The sequence below is a fragment of the Clostridium fungisolvens genome (assembly GCF_014193895.1).
Classification (GTDB): domain Bacteria; phylum Bacillota; class Clostridia; order Clostridiales; family Clostridiaceae; genus Clostridium_AR; species Clostridium_AR fungisolvens.
Map to the genome: position 1 here is coordinate 841,666 of NZ_BLZR01000001.1, position 16,967 is coordinate 858,632.

Annotated in this window: 13 protein-coding genes; 9 read left to right on the plus strand and 4 right to left on the minus strand. The window is 29.6% G+C overall.

Annotation, left to right across the window (positions count from 1 at the left end; genetic code table 11):
• Positions 1 to 4 precede the first annotated feature (4 nt).
• Together bsdtw1_RS03245 and bsdtw1_RS03250 are read right to left on the minus strand one after the other, a co-directional pair.
• A complete protein-coding gene (locus bsdtw1_RS03245) occupies positions 5 to 1,189 on the minus strand; it encodes a Ger(x)C family spore germination protein (RefSeq protein WP_183276171.1) in 1,185 nt (394 codons plus the stop codon).
• Between the two features lie 44 nt (positions 1,190 to 1,233).
• The gene (locus bsdtw1_RS03250) at positions 1,234 to 2,805 is read right to left on the minus strand and encodes a spore germination protein (protein ID WP_183276172.1); all 1,572 of its coding nucleotides are present in this window, start codon (positions 2,803 to 2,805) and stop codon (positions 1,234 to 1,236) included.
• A gap of 234 nt (positions 2,806 to 3,039) precedes the next feature.
• On the opposite strand from bsdtw1_RS03250, the gene bsdtw1_RS03255 reads away from it, so the two are divergent.
• From bsdtw1_RS03255 to bsdtw1_RS03275, 5 genes are all read left to right on the plus strand, one after another.
• Positions 3,040 to 3,675, plus strand: coding sequence for an accessory gene regulator B family protein (locus bsdtw1_RS03255; RefSeq protein WP_183276173.1), 636 nt, complete (start codon positions 3,040 to 3,042; stop codon positions 3,673 to 3,675).
• Entirely contained in the window at positions 3,647 to 3,796 is a 150-nt protein-coding gene (locus bsdtw1_RS03260; protein ID WP_183276174.1) for a cyclic lactone autoinducer peptide, read from the plus strand. The genes bsdtw1_RS03255 and bsdtw1_RS03260 overlap by 29 nt, the downstream gene beginning before the upstream one ends.
• A 180-nt stretch (positions 3,797 to 3,976) precedes the next feature.
• Complete coding sequence (locus tag bsdtw1_RS03265) at positions 3,977 to 5,284, plus strand: sensor histidine kinase (RefSeq protein WP_183276175.1); 1,308 nt, start codon at positions 3,977 to 3,979, stop codon at positions 5,282 to 5,284.
• Positions 5,285 to 5,432: 148 nt separating this feature from the next.
• Positions 5,433 to 6,155, plus strand: a complete 723-nt coding sequence (locus bsdtw1_RS03270) for a LytR/AlgR family response regulator transcription factor (protein WP_183276176.1) — start codon at positions 5,433 to 5,435, stop codon at positions 6,153 to 6,155.
• A gap of 460 nt (positions 6,156 to 6,615) precedes the next feature.
• Positions 6,616 to 7,092, plus strand: a complete 477-nt coding sequence (locus tag bsdtw1_RS03275; protein WP_183276177.1) for a hypothetical protein — start codon at positions 6,616 to 6,618, stop codon at positions 7,090 to 7,092.
• 554 nt (positions 7,093 to 7,646) lie between these two features.
• Here the strand turns inward: bsdtw1_RS03275 and bsdtw1_RS03280 are convergent.
• Positions 7,647 to 8,537: an IS1/IS1595 family N-terminal zinc-binding domain-containing protein gene (locus bsdtw1_RS03280; RefSeq protein WP_183276178.1), complete on the minus strand. Its 891-nt coding sequence runs from the start codon at positions 8,535 to 8,537 to the stop codon at positions 7,647 to 7,649.
• A gap of 709 nt (positions 8,538 to 9,246) precedes the next feature.
• Here bsdtw1_RS03280 and bsdtw1_RS03285 point away from each other — a divergent pair.
• The 4 genes from bsdtw1_RS03285 to bsdtw1_RS03300 all read left to right on the plus strand — a co-directional run bounded on the left by bsdtw1_RS03285 (position 9,247) and on the right by bsdtw1_RS03300 (position 15,231).
• Entirely contained in the window at positions 9,247 to 9,966 is a 720-nt protein-coding gene (locus bsdtw1_RS03285; RefSeq protein WP_183276179.1) for an SDR family oxidoreductase, read from the plus strand.
• Between the two features lie 16 nt (positions 9,967 to 9,982).
• Positions 9,983 to 10,624 (plus strand): ThuA domain-containing protein, encoded by a 642-nt coding sequence (locus bsdtw1_RS03290; protein WP_183276180.1) that lies wholly within the window; start codon positions 9,983 to 9,985, stop codon positions 10,622 to 10,624.
• A 649-nt stretch (positions 10,625 to 11,273) separates the two neighbouring features.
• Entirely contained in the window at positions 11,274 to 11,906 is a 633-nt protein-coding gene (locus tag bsdtw1_RS03295) for a nitroreductase family protein (RefSeq protein ID WP_183276181.1), read from the plus strand.
• Between the two features lie 559 nt (positions 11,907 to 12,465).
• Positions 12,466 to 15,231 carry a sigma-54-dependent transcriptional regulator gene (locus bsdtw1_RS03300; RefSeq protein WP_183276182.1) on the plus strand — a complete coding sequence of 922 codons (2,766 nt, stop codon included), beginning with the start codon at positions 12,466 to 12,468 and terminating at the stop codon, positions 15,229 to 15,231.
• Positions 15,232 to 15,531: 300 nt separating this feature from the next.
• Here bsdtw1_RS03300 and bsdtw1_RS03305 read toward each other — a convergent pair.
• Positions 15,532 to 16,886, minus strand: a protein-coding gene (locus bsdtw1_RS03305) for an IS3 family transposase (RefSeq protein WP_183276183.1) whose coding sequence is annotated in 2 segments (ribosomal slippage) — positions 15,532 to 16,427 and positions 16,427 to 16,886 — 1,356 coding nt in all. Because the reading frame shifts where the segments join, the coding sequence is not laid out codon by codon here.
• Positions 16,887 to 16,967 lie beyond the last annotated feature (81 nt).

Below are 16,967 nucleotides of genomic sequence, written 5' to 3' on the forward strand. Positions count from 1 at the left end.
AAAGTTATCTTAAAATATCCTCTTCCTTTAATTGAAGGGATTTAGCATCAAAACCTATTTCTGTTATATCTACATCGCAAGCAACTGACACTTTTAGTGATGGTAATAAGGTTTTCCAATCTTTTTTATATTGATTTTCCCATTGTTTAGGATACTTTCCACGAACTATGGAACCAAAACCAAAAACATCAGAAGAGTTTGCATTTTTTGCTTTATCTATAGCAGATTCTGCTAAGTTTTTTATTCTATTCTCAAATAAAGTATCAATTTCGTCTATAACTGAAGATTTTGTTAAATCTAATTTAGTTGTGTTTTCAGATATATGAGCTTTAGTTTTAATCAATACTTTTACACTTAGTTGATCTTTTTCTATAATAGGAGTTATTTTTGTTATGCTATTTAAAACCTTAGCGGTAACCTTTCCACCACCGGATTCTTTTGGAAAAGTCACAGTTCCTAACCCAAGCTTTATTTTATTCTGTATGTAAAGAACTCCTCTAAAGGTATCATAATCTATAAAATCAACTAATTTTGATTTATTAAATATCCCAGCACCAGTTATGCTAGCTACTGAAGCAACAGAAGGATTATCTTGTTTATCTGATTTTGTAACTTCTAGAAGTGGAATTATAGGGTCTATGCCATCTTCTGTTAATGCAATTAAAAAATCTTTTAACTGAACTTCAGCTTTTAGATTTAATGATTTTAATTTATCTATTTCTTGGGCTATATTTCTTTCAAGTGAGGAATCAGTATCAAAAATTTTACTTGCAGCTCCTTTTACCAAAAACATGTGAGTTTTTATAGATGGCTCAGGATGTCTTGGGAAAAAATCCAGATATTCTGCGGCGTTTTCCCTGGCAAGGTACTCTCCCATCAAGACGTTTTCCATTTGTGAGAAAAACAATTTTCTGGATATTTTTTTAGAGATTTTATTGCACGCATCCATGATATCGTCTCCTTCCGAAGAAAAGATAATCACATCATTGTTTTGAGGAGTTTTTATATCTCCAGATGATATTTGTGATGTTGGGCGTATGCATAATAAGGTTACTTTTAAATTATCAGATTCACCTTTATCAAGAGCCATACTTGATACAATAATTAAATCATTTATATCATTATTATCCCAACATCCAGTTAGAAACATAGTTAATATTAAGAATATGGCTAATAAGTTTTTTTTCATAGTATTGATCTCCAATTAATAGACACTTGTTCATATAACACTTTCTATTTAACTTTATGCCTTTTTAAATTATTATTTTGAATAAAGCTAGGGCGTTTTTTTACTCCCCACCATGGCATTCTCATTAAGGTATCCTTTAAGCTTGAAGACGTAAATGGAGCTAATGGAGCTAGATAAGGGATTCCAAAGGATTCGATTCTAGCTAGATGTATCAAAAGACATAATACCCCCATATAAAGCCCATATAATCCTAAGGTACCAGATAAAATCATTATTCCAAATCTAAGAACGCGTATTGATAAAGCTAGATTATACCTAGGAATTATAAAGGATGAAATACCTGTAATAGAAACAATTATTACCATGGAAGAAGAAACTATGCCAGCTTTTACAGCAGCTTCACCTATTACTAAGGCTCCAACTATACTTACTGTTTGACCTGCTGGGCTAGGAAGTCTTATTCCTGCCTCTCTTAGTCCTTCAAAGAAACCTTCCATAAGTAATGCTTCCACTAATACAGGAAAGGGTACACCTTGCCTTGAAGAAATAATTGTTAATAATAAATTTCGAGGTATCATACCTTGATGAAAGCATAAAACAGCTATATAAAAAGAAGGTAGTAATAATGCGTTTATCAAAAATACATATCTAATAAATCTCAATAGTAAAGTAGCTATATAATTTTGATAATAATCTTCGCTTGATTGCATTGCTTGAAAAAAGGTTTGTGGAGCTATAAGTACTATGGGTGTATTGTCTACAATGATCCCCACATGCCCTTCAAGTAGCGCACTTGCAAGTCGGTCAGGCCTTTCCGTGTATCCAAACTCAGAAAAAACTGAAAATTTACTGGATTGAAGTAGCTCTTCTATATATCCACTTTCTAGTATTGCGTCTATTTCGATTTTAGAGAGTTTATTCATGATGTCATCAACTAAGGATTTTTCTGCAATTCCATCTAAATATGTAACTGCAGTGTCGGTTTGAGATAGTTTTCCAATCTTAATATTTTTCACTTTCAATTTTGGAGTCTTTAGCCTTCTTCTGATTAAGGTTATGTTTGTTTCTATGTCTTCGGTGAAACCATCCCTAGGTCCTCTAATAACTGGTTCAATGATTGATTCAGAAACACTTCTCTTTGGAAGCTTTCTTAATTCTATTAATAGAGCTTTTGATAAACCATCTACTACTAATGCAACTTTTCCTGAAAGTATGGAATCTATTACCAAATCCAATGATTCACTTTCTTCAATAGAAGGTAGAAAAATATTAGTTTTTATATAGTCATGTATATTTTCAATACTAATGTTGTTAGCTGGAAGTTGATTTTTGTTAAGATGTATTAACGGTCTTATCAAATCTTCGCTGACAAGTTCTTTATCAATAAAATTGTTCAGAAATATTATGGTTCCTTCAATAGAGTTATTTATATTTAAGTCTTTATATGTTATATCTGATATATCTGAAAATGTATCTTTTATTAAAGTCATATTTATCTTTAAATTTGTAGAAAGTTTATTATTGCTGGTAGTTGAATAATTCTTATTATCTGAAGAGACATCAGAACTTTTATTTGTTGATTCAAATTTGCTTAATAGTCTTTTTAAAATATTCATAGTACAAAACTTCCTATATAATTATAGATTTATAACTATAGTGTCAACACTAAATGATAAAATATTCTATTTTGTAACGTTAGTAGGAGTAAAAATACGGTTGTGGAAAAATATATAACGTATAATGTTGAAATTTATTTTAGTTTACACGGTTATAGCTAAAAAACTACATTTTGTGCTACAAAACATTAAATTACTTACAGTTTGTTATAATTTAATTAGAGGTGGTTTAGGATGGAAGAGAAGCTATCTAACGATATGACCATAATGGAAAAACTGGCCGATAATATTGCAATGAAGATTAATAAAGTAATTCAGAAAGATGGCATCGAATTACAAAAGGTCAAGCTTGGTATTGAAATATTATTAATTAATATATCCAAGTTTATATTGATACTTTTAGTTTCTATAAAACTTCATTTGGTCATACAAACAACAATAATTACCATAGTTTTAGGGGCTATACGTAGTAAGGCTTTTGGATTACACGCGAAGAGCAGTATTGTTTGCACAATAACTTCTTTGATGCTTTATGTAATTGGTGGTTACGTAAGTAATTTAGCACAACCTAATAAGTTTGTTATTTTCTGCATATTTATAGCTATAAATATTGCGTTATACATATATGCGCCAGCAGATACAGAATATCATCCTTTGATTGGACAAGCGTTGAGACGAAATCTTAAGAAAAAAGCTGTTATTACAGGCGCAATATTAATGATGCTAGCCTTAATGAGTACTAATTATGTTATAACTAATTTGATAACTTTAGCTTCGATTTTTGAGGTTTTAAGCATATTACCCATATCTTATAAAGTTTTAAACAGGAGGTATAATAATTATGAACAATACGAAGAATCAATTATTTGAAAAGTTAGCAAGGGCTATAGGAGATACATCAATAAAGATAAGTGATAAGGCTACTGGGAAATGCATGATAGGATACTTTTATGAACCAAAAGCTATGCTCGAAATAATAAAAAATAAATAATACATAATAAACATTAAAACAGGCTTTTTTACAGGTATAAGTAAAGAGGCCTGTTTTTTGTTGTTGTATTTTCAAAAATACTGGGCTGGTTTCAATTAAGTTACAAAATTATACTTAATAAATGTAAAAAGTAAAAAATGTGATATAATTGGATATGATTATCTTTTGAGGGGGGAGTTTATGACAAATTTTCTAGATGTTTTAATAACTATTTTCTTATTGTTCATAGCTATAATGAATCTGGCAACCTTAAAATTTACTAAAAAAGAGGCCATAACTATAATAATTGCAACTTTAATTATAGCAGTTCCTGCTGGTCTTTTTCTGAGTTATTTAAGCATAATACCAATAGATATTGCCTTTATGTTTTTCATTTATAAAAAGCACGGAAAAATAATTGTAAGTATCCTTCTGCCACTATTGGCTACCATAATAAGCGTGGTATCAGATTATATAGTGAGTTGCGTTAATATTTATGTTTTTAAAATAGATATTAACAACTCTTATAATAACATAACGTACATATTTTCTTTTATTGCAACTGTGTTTGTTATATTGATTATTAGTAGAACTGTAAGAGGTTTTATAGATAGAAAGCTAAAAGCTATTAATTTTGAGTTAACAGAAAAGTTTAGTCTTATAATAATATTGAGTCTTATAGTGACCTTAGTGATATTTTATATAAATATAATGCTAGGTGGAAAGTTAGGTTTTACAAATGAAATATTAAAGCTAAATAGCATTATATTTTTTATCTATTGTATTTTCTTTTGCATTATAATGTATGTGCTTTTCAAGAGCATAACAAAAGAAATGGAAATCCAAAATAAACAAGCACACTTCGAAAGTTTACAGAAATATACTGAGAATTTAGAAAATCTCTATAGTGAAATGAGAGTGTTTAAGCATGATTATGTAAATATAATATCCTCAATGATAGGATATATGGATGATAATGATATGGAAGGCTTAAAAAATCATTTTACTAAAAATATAGTTCCATTAAGCAATGAAATCGGAAGAAGTAAATCAAAAATAGATATTCTTAAAAATATAAAGATTCCTGAGATAAAAGGGATTCTATCATCCAAATTGATAAGGGCACAAGAAATAGGTATTGATGTGGATATAGATGTGGCAGAACCAATATTAAAAGTATCCATGGGCATTATAGATATAGTAAGAGCTTTGGGAATATTATTAGATAATGCTATTGAAGCAGCTGAAAAGTGTCCAAGTCCTATGATAAAAGTAGGATTTATTAAAAAAGAATATTCGTTAGAAGTAATAATAATTAATAGCTGTTTAGAGGATATTCCTCCAATATACAAATTAAACAAAAAAGGATATTCAACAAAGGGAGAAAATAGAGGAGTAGGATTAAGTAACTTAAAATTAATTTTAGACAAGTACGATAATATCTTTTTAGATACAATAGTTGAAAATAATACTTTCTTCCAGAGAATGAATATACAATCTCCTTCATAACCACTTAATTTCAACAAACTAAGTAACATGGTTTTTTAAGTAAAGTTACTTAAGTATTGTTTTGTGTTGATTTTAATGGCTGTGATATAATTAATAGTGACAATATGTTCGTATATGAGTGATATTTATAGATCTGGGGGAAATAGAGATGCTGAAGGTTTTTATTTGTGAAGATAATGATAAACAGAGAGAATATTATAAAAAGATTGTTGAAAATACTATAATTATTGAAAATCTTGATATGGAAATAGCTGTAGTTACAAATAAATCTAAAGAACTACTTGATTATATAAGTAGAAATGATGTAGCAGGATTATATTTTTTAGATGTAGATTTAAAAGAAGAAGCTAGTGGGATAGCACTTGCTGCAGAGATCAGAAAAATCGATTCTAAAGGTTTTATAGTATTTGTTACAACCCATAGTGAGATGAGCTATTTGACTTTTACTTATAAAGTAGAAGCTATGGATTACATAATTAAAGATAAATATAATGAGGTGGAAAAAAGAATAAAAGACTGTATCCTAGAGGCTAATAAGAGATATAGCAGTAAAAAAAATGATGGTGAACTCTTTAGTGTTAAGTTGAATGAAAGATTAATAAATTTGGAATTAGATAAAATACTTTTTTTTGAAACCTCTAAAACTGTTAGAAAAGTTATTGTCCATGCTACTGATAGACAAATAGAGTTTAATGGAAAAATTAGTGATATAGAAGAAAAGCTTGATTCCAGATTTTATAGATGCCATAAATCATATATTATAAATAAGAACAATATTAAAGAGTTAGATATTAAGAACAGAATAGCATATATGATTAATGGAGAAGAGTGTATAATATCTAGCCGCTGTGCTAAAGGACTTATTAAATAGGTTTTATAGGGAGCTTTTAAGCTCCCTTATTTACTGTATAGAAAAATATAAAGTTTTAATAGTAGCTAAAACTAGTAATTTCAGATACTTATAATAATGCTTTGAAAATACAGTGAGAAGTAGAAGTTATCGGATTACAAGAATTTATTTGCGTACGTTCTAAAAAGACAGATGTGTAAAAAAACTAACATAAATGAAACAAATTAAATTTATAAGAATACGGTCATGATAAAAAATTAACAACTTATGTACAAGGTGATAAAAACTCATATTTTAATGATAGATTAGTATTACAGGGATAAATGTTGTTTAAAGAATATGTCTTGGTACTTTATATTCTAAGTCATATACTTTTACGTTAGATGAACATAAAAAGGATTTTAAAATTTATCATTAGAAAGGAGAAAGACAAATTTAGTTTAGAAAACTGTGGAAGTAAAAAGGGTTTGTCGTAAAAAACATGAGGAGTATAAATGTATATAAAGAAATAGTATTTAGTAATTTGATAAAAATCTCATTAAATGGATGCAAAGATGACATAATTCCAGAAGTTAAAAGTTTTTATAGCTGTCTTAAGGAAAAAGGGATAGATACTTATCCGCAAATAGCAACCAATAAGATGGTGAAAAGTGTAAATGACGTAAGTGTGGAAGAAAGTGAGATTTATGTTGTCTCTTCGGAAGATGGTTTAAAAAAGGTAGAAGGTCTGTACAAAACATACGAAGAGCTGATGTGGGAGAATGTGGTGATGCTAGAGTATAACGGAGTTCTTCTAGAGTTTCAAAATGCTGTTAAAGAATTAAAACAATATATAGAAAAAAATAATATGAAAACTATTTCGGGTTTTTATACCTATATACCGCATGAAATAAAGGGTTCGGACATATTTTCAAGAAAAATTGATATGAATTGCTTTGTGAAAATTGAACAAGAGTAAATATATAAAAATAAGTGCAAGTATTATAGACATAAGATCATTCTTAATCGATAATACTTGCACTTATTTTGCAATAACCGAGCTACTATTATCGTAAGCTCCATATTGATAGTCTAATTTTTCTTTATACAACTATTTATTAAATAAATGTTGTTAAATATTTATATATGTAGATGGACAACCCATAATTATCTTATATTTTAAAGTTGCTTGTCTAAAATTTGCGGAGTATTAAAAACAGTTTTCGGACAAAACTAGATTTCTTTGCGATACTTCAGAGTAACATTTGCTGCTTTCCTATATTGTTAATTTCTCAAAACCGTATTGTCCACTTTTTGCCATTATCAATTTTTTAGAATTATACTAATCGAGTTACAATGTTGTTAGTGGGTTCAAAGTTTCATTAGCTATTTATGGTTTTATTAATACTCATTAATAACAAGAGAGTATTTCTGAATATATTAAATTAAAATTAGCAAACAGCTAAATTATACAACTAAATTTTCAATATAAATATCATTGATTATTCAGAGTTATATTAACTTATAATTTCTTTAAAAAGGTGAATTCATAATTCTTATTTCATCAGTTCTTATAAATCTGTTTCCTATAAATAATCTATCATATATCAAGTCCATGTAATCAAGTACCTTATCCAAATTCATTATTATGAAGAAACTAAGATATCTTTTCAGATACTTTGAGGCCACACCATGGAATATTGAGAGCCATTTTTTCAAATTTGGCCAAAGATATTTTATTCTATACTCAGCCTCTACCTTAATTGATTTGTTTCTATTATGTCTCATCGCTATTGAATTTATATATTTGTCTCCATATGGAGCAATGTGTGAGGCCTTTTCTATTTTAGAATAGACTTTTTCATTAAAAGCTCTTCGATCCCATTGATGCTTAAATATTGGTTTTATAAACATAGAGTCATCTTGTCCTTTTGCCCCAATGACCCAAATGTTTTCTCTTGGAGTTGATGAAGCTATTATTTCTGCATTTCTACACCCTTTAAGATTCTCTTTTAAAATGACCTTTCCTACATGTACAACCCCTGATAGAATATCTGGAGTTGAGTCTATGCTTAACGCTTGAAGTACTTTATGTCTCCAATAAAAAGCTGTACCAATACTTATATTTAGCTTCTCTGCACAAAATTTTAAAGTTTTGTTTTCTGTCATTAATTCAGTAAATTCTAGCCAGGTTCTAGCATTCTTTTTTGAATAGCTCCATAATGAATTAGTTGTACGTGAAAAGGTTTTTTGACACACTTTGCATTTGTATCTTTGAATTCCATTATAAAAACCATATTTAATATGCCAATTTGACCCGCAAAGTGGACAAACTTCTACAACTCTATCTTTATAAAAATCTCTTTTTAGAACCTTGTTAGTATGTAGATCAAATTTTTTTAATTCAACATCGTGCTGAAGCAAAAAGAACACCTCTCTAAGAAAATATAATAATTAAGCTATCCTCTTAATGCTTGCCACATGTTCATGTTTTTAATCACTACCAACATTTATTTAACAAATAATTGCATACTATAAAAAATAATTGAAGTGCTCTTGTTCAGTGAGTTTTTTTGCGCGTCAGCCTTTTTGTAGCATAAGTTAAGAAATTCTTGCAGTAGAATAAGTTTTACCTAGTTGCTGTCTTTATAAAGCTGCACCACTTTAATCGGAAATCTATTTTTAAAACTCCTCTGGGGTCAAATGAGAGAATTTTAAAATATAAATTTCAGCATCAAGTGATTCATAAATATATAAGTTCTAATAAGTTTTGTTCATAAAAATATTGAAGTAATGATACTTTAGATGATTAATTGATGCTGTTAATCTTTTGTAGATAAAAATAGTGACACTTATTCTTTAGTTTACTAAGGCGCCAATTTGCTAGACAAACTTCCTAAAAATAATCACCTAAATCTAAATAATGAGTACCTTACATAAACAAAGATAAGTGGTAATATTAAATTGAATAAAGATGAAACGATTTAATCAGAAATATATTTTTGAACTCCTCTGGATTTTGAGAGGGGCATTTGAAAATATAAATTTAAGTCTGAAGTGGTTCATACTTTAAAGCTTTCTTTTATTTATAGACAGTTGTATATCATAATTATGGGAATTGGGAGGAAATTATATGAGTAGATTTGCGTTAGTTACAGGTGCAGACAGGGGACTTGGGTTAGAACTGGTTAAGAAACTTTTAAGTAATGGGTATAATGTTTTTGCGGGTAGATACCTTACAAACTATAAAGAGTTAGATAATTTAAAAGAAGAAAATGCTGATAACTTACATATTATAGATTTAGATATTTCAAACCTTGAGAGCGTAAAGAATGCTAGAGGTGTTATAGAAAATGTAACCGATAAACTGGATTTAATTGTGAATAATGGAGCTATATTAGGAGATATCGAGAAAACCATAGAAGATGAACTGGATTTTGAGGAAATTGAGAAGGTTATAAGTGTAAATGCAGTGGGGCCGTTAAGGGTAATAAATGTATTTATGAAGTTACTTACCAATGGTGATAAAAAGTTAATTGTAAATATATCTTCAGAGGCTGGCAGTATAAGCAATTCCAATAGAACAGGATGGTTTGCATATTGCATGTCAAAGGCTGCACTTAATATGGAATCAACGATAATAAATAATAGTTTTAAAGAAAAAGGTGGACAGGTTTTAGCTATTCATCCTGGCTGGATGAGAACTTATATGAGAGATAAGCTTGATAGTGAAGCACCTTTGACTCCTGAATATTCAGCTGATCATATTTGTAACATAATACTAGATAGTGATAAGTTTAAAGCTGATAAAGCTGTATATATGGATTATGAAGGAAATTTAATGGAATGGTAAACGAGAGGTAATAACTATGGATCAAGATAAAAAGATACTAATAATTGGAGAGTATGAAAATGCTATGTATCATCCTCTTAGAGATGTTGAAAAGGAGCTTAGAAATATAATAGGAGATGAATTCCAAGTTATAGCTACTGACTATTACAATAAGCTTAATTGTGAAGATATTAAGCAATATAGTTTAATTATATCTTATACAGACTGTTGGCAGGCTGAGGAAAACAAAAATCTTGCTGCAGCACTAGTAAGCTTTGTTGCTCAAGGTGGGGCTTTTGTAGTGATTCATAATGGAATTTCACTACAAAATAATTATGAATTGGCTACGCTAATAGGAGCGAAGTTTACGATGCATCCAGAAGCAACTATGTTAAATTACAAAAATTTTAATATAAATCATCCTATAATGAATGGATGCAAAGAGTTTCAAATGCATGAAGAACCTTATCAATTTGTATTCGATAATATAGTTAATAAAGAAATACTTTTTTATTATGAATACAATAATGTACTTCTTGAAGCTGCCTGGTCATTAGAATATGGTAAAGGCAGAGTAGTATATTTATCACCAGGACATAACAAGGAGAGCTTTGAAGTTGAAGGCTATAGAAATATAATTAAGAGAAGTGTTTATTGGTCAATGAAAGAAGAATTATAGAAAATAATATAGCTCTCCATAAATAAATTCATATAACGATGTACCTCTTTGAAGTGTATTTTAATTATCTGTAAAGATTATTTTAATTCACTTTTAAAGAGGTATATTTTTTTATCATATAGGTAGGTGTGAAATATTTATGTCTGTTAAACATGGGTATTTCAATGGCTTTAGAAGTTTTTATGGCTATATAGTAAAAAAAAACTTATTCATCTGTAAGTTTCCTCACATGCATTTTGAAAGGCAGATACGCAAAAAGACTCATGGAAAAAGGCTGTTTCAGCGAGGGAGTTATAAATACATGAAGAAATTTCTAAAAATATCTTGCAATAGTAACTTACCTATTGTATCATACTTACATAAAGTAAGTTTGTTTGATTTTATGATTTATGATCATTAGTTTGACAACTTCGAGTATATAAATTCCCCGTTTATATAGAATAATTATTTAAAGATGAAACACTTCTATCCGAAGTTTATTTTCAAAACTTCTCTGGGTTTTGAGAGGAGAAGTTGAAAATATAATTTTAAGTATGAAGTGGTTCATCTACAAGTAAATTTAAAAACAACAATTACTAGCTGATGAGATTGATACTTTGTGAATAGGGTATGTAAGTGCTAGTAAGTATATAGAAGATTGAGGTGCAAAATGACTGATTTAAAAACATTAATTGAACAAAGACACTCTGCCAATAATTTTATAGAAGGAGTGAAAATACCTAAGGAAGATTTTGATGCTATATTTGATTTATTAAAACTAGCACCATCTTGTTTTAATATTCAACATGCTAATTATTTAGTTATAACTGATGAAGATAAAAAAGAAGCTTTAAGAGAAGCTGCATTTAATCAATATAAGATACATACTGCATCCGCTGCGGTCTTAGTTCTTGGTGATAAAGAAGCTTATAAAAAAGTGGATTCAATATATTCAGGAATGTTAAACTTAAAGATGTTATCTAAGATCGATTACGATAAGATGATGAATGATGTATTTAATTTATATGAAGGAAGAGGACAAGAGTTCCAAAGAGATGAAGCTATAAGAAATGCTTCTTTGTCAGCAATGATGTTTATGATGATTGCGAAAGACAAAGGTTGGGACACATGCCCAATGATAGGTTTTGACAATGAGAGAGTAAGTAAACTATTCAATATACCAGAAAACCTTGAACCAGTACTTTTGATAACAATGGGAAAAGAAGATACCTCAAAGAGAAGAATGAGAGGTTATAGAAGACCAGTAGGTGAATTTGTAACTTTTGAAACTTTTAATAAATAAAAACTTAAGTAGTAAAGATATAACAGATTATATATGTGTGAAGTCATATATAATCTGCTTTTTTTTTGAGTAAAAAAGAATATTTTGCTTGAAGTGAGCAAATATCCTTGAATATGTAAATGATATCATTTAAAATAGATATAAATAATCAAAAATAAGCAAAAGCAATCACAAATGACTAAATTGAATGTTTGATTCTATTAGTTAATCATATATAGATGAACCACTTCGCATTCAAATTTATATTTTTAAATTCTCTCACCAGAAACAGTGAGAGTTTTTAAAATAGATTTCAGATTGAAGTGTTTAATCTTTAGCATCTTCAGTAGTTGCACCTAAATTTCAAAATAATCTTATAAATAAACCAATTTCAAATATGGGTACTATTAAAGCAACGTGTTTAAATATGAATTATAGATTGATACATAAATTGGCATGATACTTGCTTAATAGTTAAGTATAGGATTCTTGTATGAAAACCTTCATACACGTTATTTAAGGGGAGTTGAGGCGTTTCTATAAAGGACTTTTTAGTTAGAAAGCCTATAAGGGGGACAAGATGAAGAAGATAGATAAGATTTATTGTTACCTAGAGGAGCATACAAAAAAGCTTTCTAAAGAGAATATATTGGATGATGTTGGGTTTACTTCAGTACAGATTGCAGAAGAACTGAACATGTTAAGAAACAATGTAAGTAGAGAGTTAAATGAATTATTAAGACTAGGTAAGATTATTAAGATAAAGGAAAGACCGGTTAGATTTATCCATAGAGGGATTGTGGAAGAAGTTTTGGGCATTGATCCAGCACATTCTATCATAGAAGTAAGAAGCATAAAAGAATTAATTTGTAGCAATTCTGAAAAAGATCCATTCAAATTATTGATAGGCTCGGAAAGAAGCTTGAAAAATCAGATAGAGCAAGCAAAGGCGGCTATATTATATCCACCTTCAGGACTAAACACTTTAATTGTTGGCCCCACTGGTGTAGGAAAAACTTTATTTGCCAAGATAATGTATAATTACGGAAAGTTTGTTGGAAAGTTTTCGGACAAATCACCTTTTGTAGTATTCAACTGTGCAGATTACTATAATAATTCTCAATTGTTATTAGATCATATCTTTGGACATATAAAAGGAGCGTACACTGGTGCAGATACTGAGAAACAGGGGTTAGTTGAAAAAGCAAATGGAGGTATTTTATTTTTAGATGAAATACATAGACTTCCTCCTGAAGGACAGGAAATGATATTTTACTTCATGGATACTGGTGAATATGGGAAACTCGGTGAAACAGAAAGAAATAGGAAATCCAATGTATTAATTGTCAGTGCTACCACAGAAGAATCTGATTCCTATATGCTTAAGACCTTTATGAGAAGAATACCTATAACAATAACTATTCCTTCATTACAAGAAAGAGATAATGAAGAAAAAGTTCAAATAATAAAGTATTTACTTTTAAATGAAGCTCACAGAGTGAATAAGCCTATAAAAGCATCTGTTGAGGTTGTAAAAGCATTAATTGGTAGTGCAACCTATGGAAATATAGGTCAATTAAAATCTAATGTTCAGCTTACCTGCGCAAAGGGTTTTTTAGAATGTATTAATGATGAGAAAGAATATATCGAATTAGATTTTAAAACTCTTACTCCCAATATAAAGGATGGATTCTTTGAAATAGTAAGGGATAGAAGAGAATTTCAAAATTTAGATACAATAGTAGACGCACCGATTTTCATAAGTCCTGATGGTTATAAAGGGGTGGTGGACTCTGGAGATTCCTATGAACCGCCTTTTAATCTATATAAGCTCATTGAAGATAAGCTTTCTTTGTTAAAGGAAGAAGGAGTGGACGATGATTATATAAACAAATTTATAACCACTGATGTAAATATCCATATTAAAAGTTTTTATAATAAATTTACTAAAAATAATGAAAGTAAAGATAGAATATTAAAGATTGTAGATAAAAACATATTAGACTTTGCAGAAGAAGTAAAATTTATAGCTGAAAAAGAACTAGGAAGAAAATATAGCGATAGATTTACTTATGCATTAAGCCTTCATATGAGTGCATTTTTTAAACGAGTAAAAGAGAAAAAGGACTATAGTAGAAAAAAATATAGCACTGTAAGCATACACGACATAGAATATGAAGTTGCTCTTAAAATAAAAGATATGATAAGTGAAAAGTTTAATTTATATGTGCCAGAAGTAGAAGTAACTTATATAGCAATTTTATTAAAATCCACAGAGGAAGAAAGCAAGGGCGATGTAGGAATCATAGTAGCAGCGCATGGAAATTCTACAGCCAGCAGCATGGTGAATGTGGTAAAAGGATTGCTTGGTAATTCAAATATAAGTGCAGTGGATATGCCACTTGATGTAAGCCCAAAGAAGATCTTAGAAGTAGTAATAGAACGGGTTAAAGAGATGGACAACGGAAGAGGGGTACTGCTGCTGGTAGATATGGGATCACTAGTTAAATTTGATACTACAATAACTGAAAGAACAGGTATCCAGGTTAGAAGTATAGATATGGTTTCTACTCCATTAATATTAGAAGCTGTAAGAAAATCAAGTATTTTAGATATGGATCTAATAGATATATATAATTCTTTAAAGGATTTCAAAGGCTATAATGACTATTCAAATGAGAAAGTATATTTAGAGGATAAGGTTATTGTAACTGTGTGCAGCTCAGGAAAAGGCACCGCTGAGAAACTTAAAGAAATAGTAGAAAAAGTGGTACTAAACTTGACTGGTGAAAATATGAAGATCATACCTATTGGTATAAGAGATTTAGATAAAAAAATTAAGGAACTACAAAAACAACATACAATTGTAGCTGTCATAGGGGTAAAGAGGCCAAAAGAGCAACTACCATTTATATCTTTAGAAAAACTAATAGATGGAAATGGTGAAAGTATGTTGAGAGAACTTTTAAATAACAATAATCTCTCAGTAATAAATAACAGTAAAGATGTTGTTATAAGGGATATCTGTGAAAATAGTTTAGAAGAATTCCTGACTTATTTAAATCCAAAAAAGATAATCGGTACCTTAATGGAGTTTATAGGAAAGCTAGAAGAAAACTTAAATGCAGAGATAAACAATAATACTAAAATAAGCATTATCAGTCACGTTGCTATTGCATTAGAAAGAATGATAACTAACGAAGGATTAAAATATACCGATGACAAAGACTCTTTAGACCCAAATATAGTAGAAGCAGTAAACAGTAGCTGTGAGGTATTCAAAAGATATCTAAAACTACAGCTTACTGAAGATGAAAAGTATTTTATTTGTCAGATGCTATTGTAGGATTTCTATAATTTCAAAGAATATAGTAATTAAAAATAGCTACATCTTTAGAACCTGCTAGACATGAACTTAATTAATTCTGTCTAGCAGGTTTCTTAATGTCTAGGAAATTATAAAGTTTTTTGAAAGCTAAACCTAGCAATATTAAGGGTTCAGAATAGTTATTTAGGGTAAACAGTAAAAAATAAATCATATTCGCCTGTAAGTTTCCTCATATACATTCGGAAAGGCAGATGCGCAAAAAAAGTAGCTGAAGAAGGGTCGCTTTGAACTGACCCCATAATTTTAGACAAATATTAATTAAGCTATTTTTAGAGACTGAATCCTGTATTGAACAGGACTCAGTCCTTTTAATTTTATCTTAATACGATTATTATTATAATAATCTATATAAGATACTAACTCTTCTATAAAGTGATCTATACTTTCAAATTCCTGTAGATATAGCAACTCTGTTTTCAGTAATCCAAAGAAGTTTTCCATAACTGAGTTATCAAGACAGTTACCTTTTCGCGACATACTTTGCTTAATACCTTTTTCCTTTAGCATCTTTTGATATTTATTCATTTGATATTGCCATCCCTGATCTGAGTGTAGTATCAATTCTATGTCATCAGGAATCTTCTCAAAGGCCTTTTTAAGCATATCAACTGTTTGATGAAATGTAGGCCTTTCGGATAAGTTATAACTTATTATTTCTCCGTTGTACAAGTCAAGGATTGGCGAAAGATATAGCTTTTTTCCAAAGACAGCGAATTCGGTCACGTCAGTAACCCACTTCTCATTAGGTCTATTAGCTTTGAAGTTACGCGATAACAAGTTTGGGGCAATCTTGCCGATTTTGCCTCGGTATGACCTGTACTTCTTAATACGAACCATACACTTTAAACATAACTGCTTCATCAGTCTTTGAACAGTTTTATGATTTACAATATATCCTCTATTGTGCAGTTCTAAAGTAATTCTCCTGTATCCATATCTACCTTTATTCTCATGGAAAATCTGGACGATACAGGACTTAACAACATCGTATTTATCAGATTTCTCCATGCTTTTTATACGATAGTAGAACGTGCTGCGAGGAATGTTTGCAATTTCTAATAAATCAGCTAACTTATATTTATGCCTTAATTCTCTAATAACAACTACTTTGTCTTTTTCGCTGATTTTTCCCTGGCTTGAACTAAGGCATTCAATTTTTTTAGGTACTCATTCTCCATTCGAAGGCGTTGAACCTCAGCAATTAAATCTTCATTTTGTGAGTTATCAGTATTAGGCTTTTTAAACTTATCCTTTTTCATTTTTGCCTTCCTCCCTCTGTTATCTCTATACAGAGCTTCGGGACCATACTCGAGATATATCCGTTCCCAAACACCTACGGTTGAACCATTTGGAATCCCAAAATGAACAGCCCCTTGGAATAGAGATAAATTATTCTTATGGATATATTCTATAACATGAACTTTAAAATCACCAGTATATGTTCCAGACTTCATAGAAAGTCCTTCTACTCCAAATTTCTCATAAAGCGCAACCCATCTTTGAACTACAACTTTTGCTGTAGGGAGTGATTTTGCTACAGAATTGACTGACATACCTTTTTCTAATACATCATTCACCACTTTCAGTTTAACTTCTAAAGTATGTTTAGACATAAAAAATGCACCTCCAAATATTAGTTTTGTCTAATATTTGGGGTGCACTTCACTTCAGCTACTTTTTTATTTTTCAACTAA

Excerpts from the sequence above, each read along its gene's own strand:
- bsdtw1_RS03245 (WP_183276171.1), bottom strand. The coding sequence starts at position 1,189 with ATGAAAAAAAACTTATTAGCCATATTCTTAATATTAACTATGTTTCTA.
- bsdtw1_RS03250 (WP_183276172.1), bottom strand. The coding sequence starts at position 2,805 with ATGAATATTTTAAAAAGACTATTAAGCAAATTTGAATCAACAAATAAA.
- bsdtw1_RS03255 (WP_183276173.1), top strand. The coding sequence starts at position 3,040 with ATGGAAGAGAAGCTATCTAACGATATGACCATAATGGAAAAACTGGCC.
- bsdtw1_RS03260 (WP_183276174.1), top strand. The coding sequence starts at position 3,647 with ATGAACAATACGAAGAATCAATTATTTGAAAAGTTAGCAAGGGCTATA.
- bsdtw1_RS03265 (WP_183276175.1), top strand. The coding sequence starts at position 3,977 with ATGACAAATTTTCTAGATGTTTTAATAACTATTTTCTTATTGTTCATA.
- bsdtw1_RS03270 (WP_183276176.1), top strand. The coding sequence starts at position 5,433 with ATGCTGAAGGTTTTTATTTGTGAAGATAATGATAAACAGAGAGAATAT.
- bsdtw1_RS03275 (WP_183276177.1), top strand. The coding sequence starts at position 6,616 with ATGAGGAGTATAAATGTATATAAAGAAATAGTATTTAGTAATTTGATA.
- bsdtw1_RS03285 (WP_183276179.1), top strand. The coding sequence starts at position 9,247 with ATGAGTAGATTTGCGTTAGTTACAGGTGCAGACAGGGGACTTGGGTTA.
- bsdtw1_RS03290 (WP_183276180.1), top strand. The coding sequence starts at position 9,983 with ATGGATCAAGATAAAAAGATACTAATAATTGGAGAGTATGAAAATGCT.
- bsdtw1_RS03295 (WP_183276181.1), top strand. The coding sequence starts at position 11,274 with ATGACTGATTTAAAAACATTAATTGAACAAAGACACTCTGCCAATAAT.
- bsdtw1_RS03300 (WP_183276182.1), top strand. The coding sequence starts at position 12,466 with ATGAAGAAGATAGATAAGATTTATTGTTACCTAGAGGAGCATACAAAA.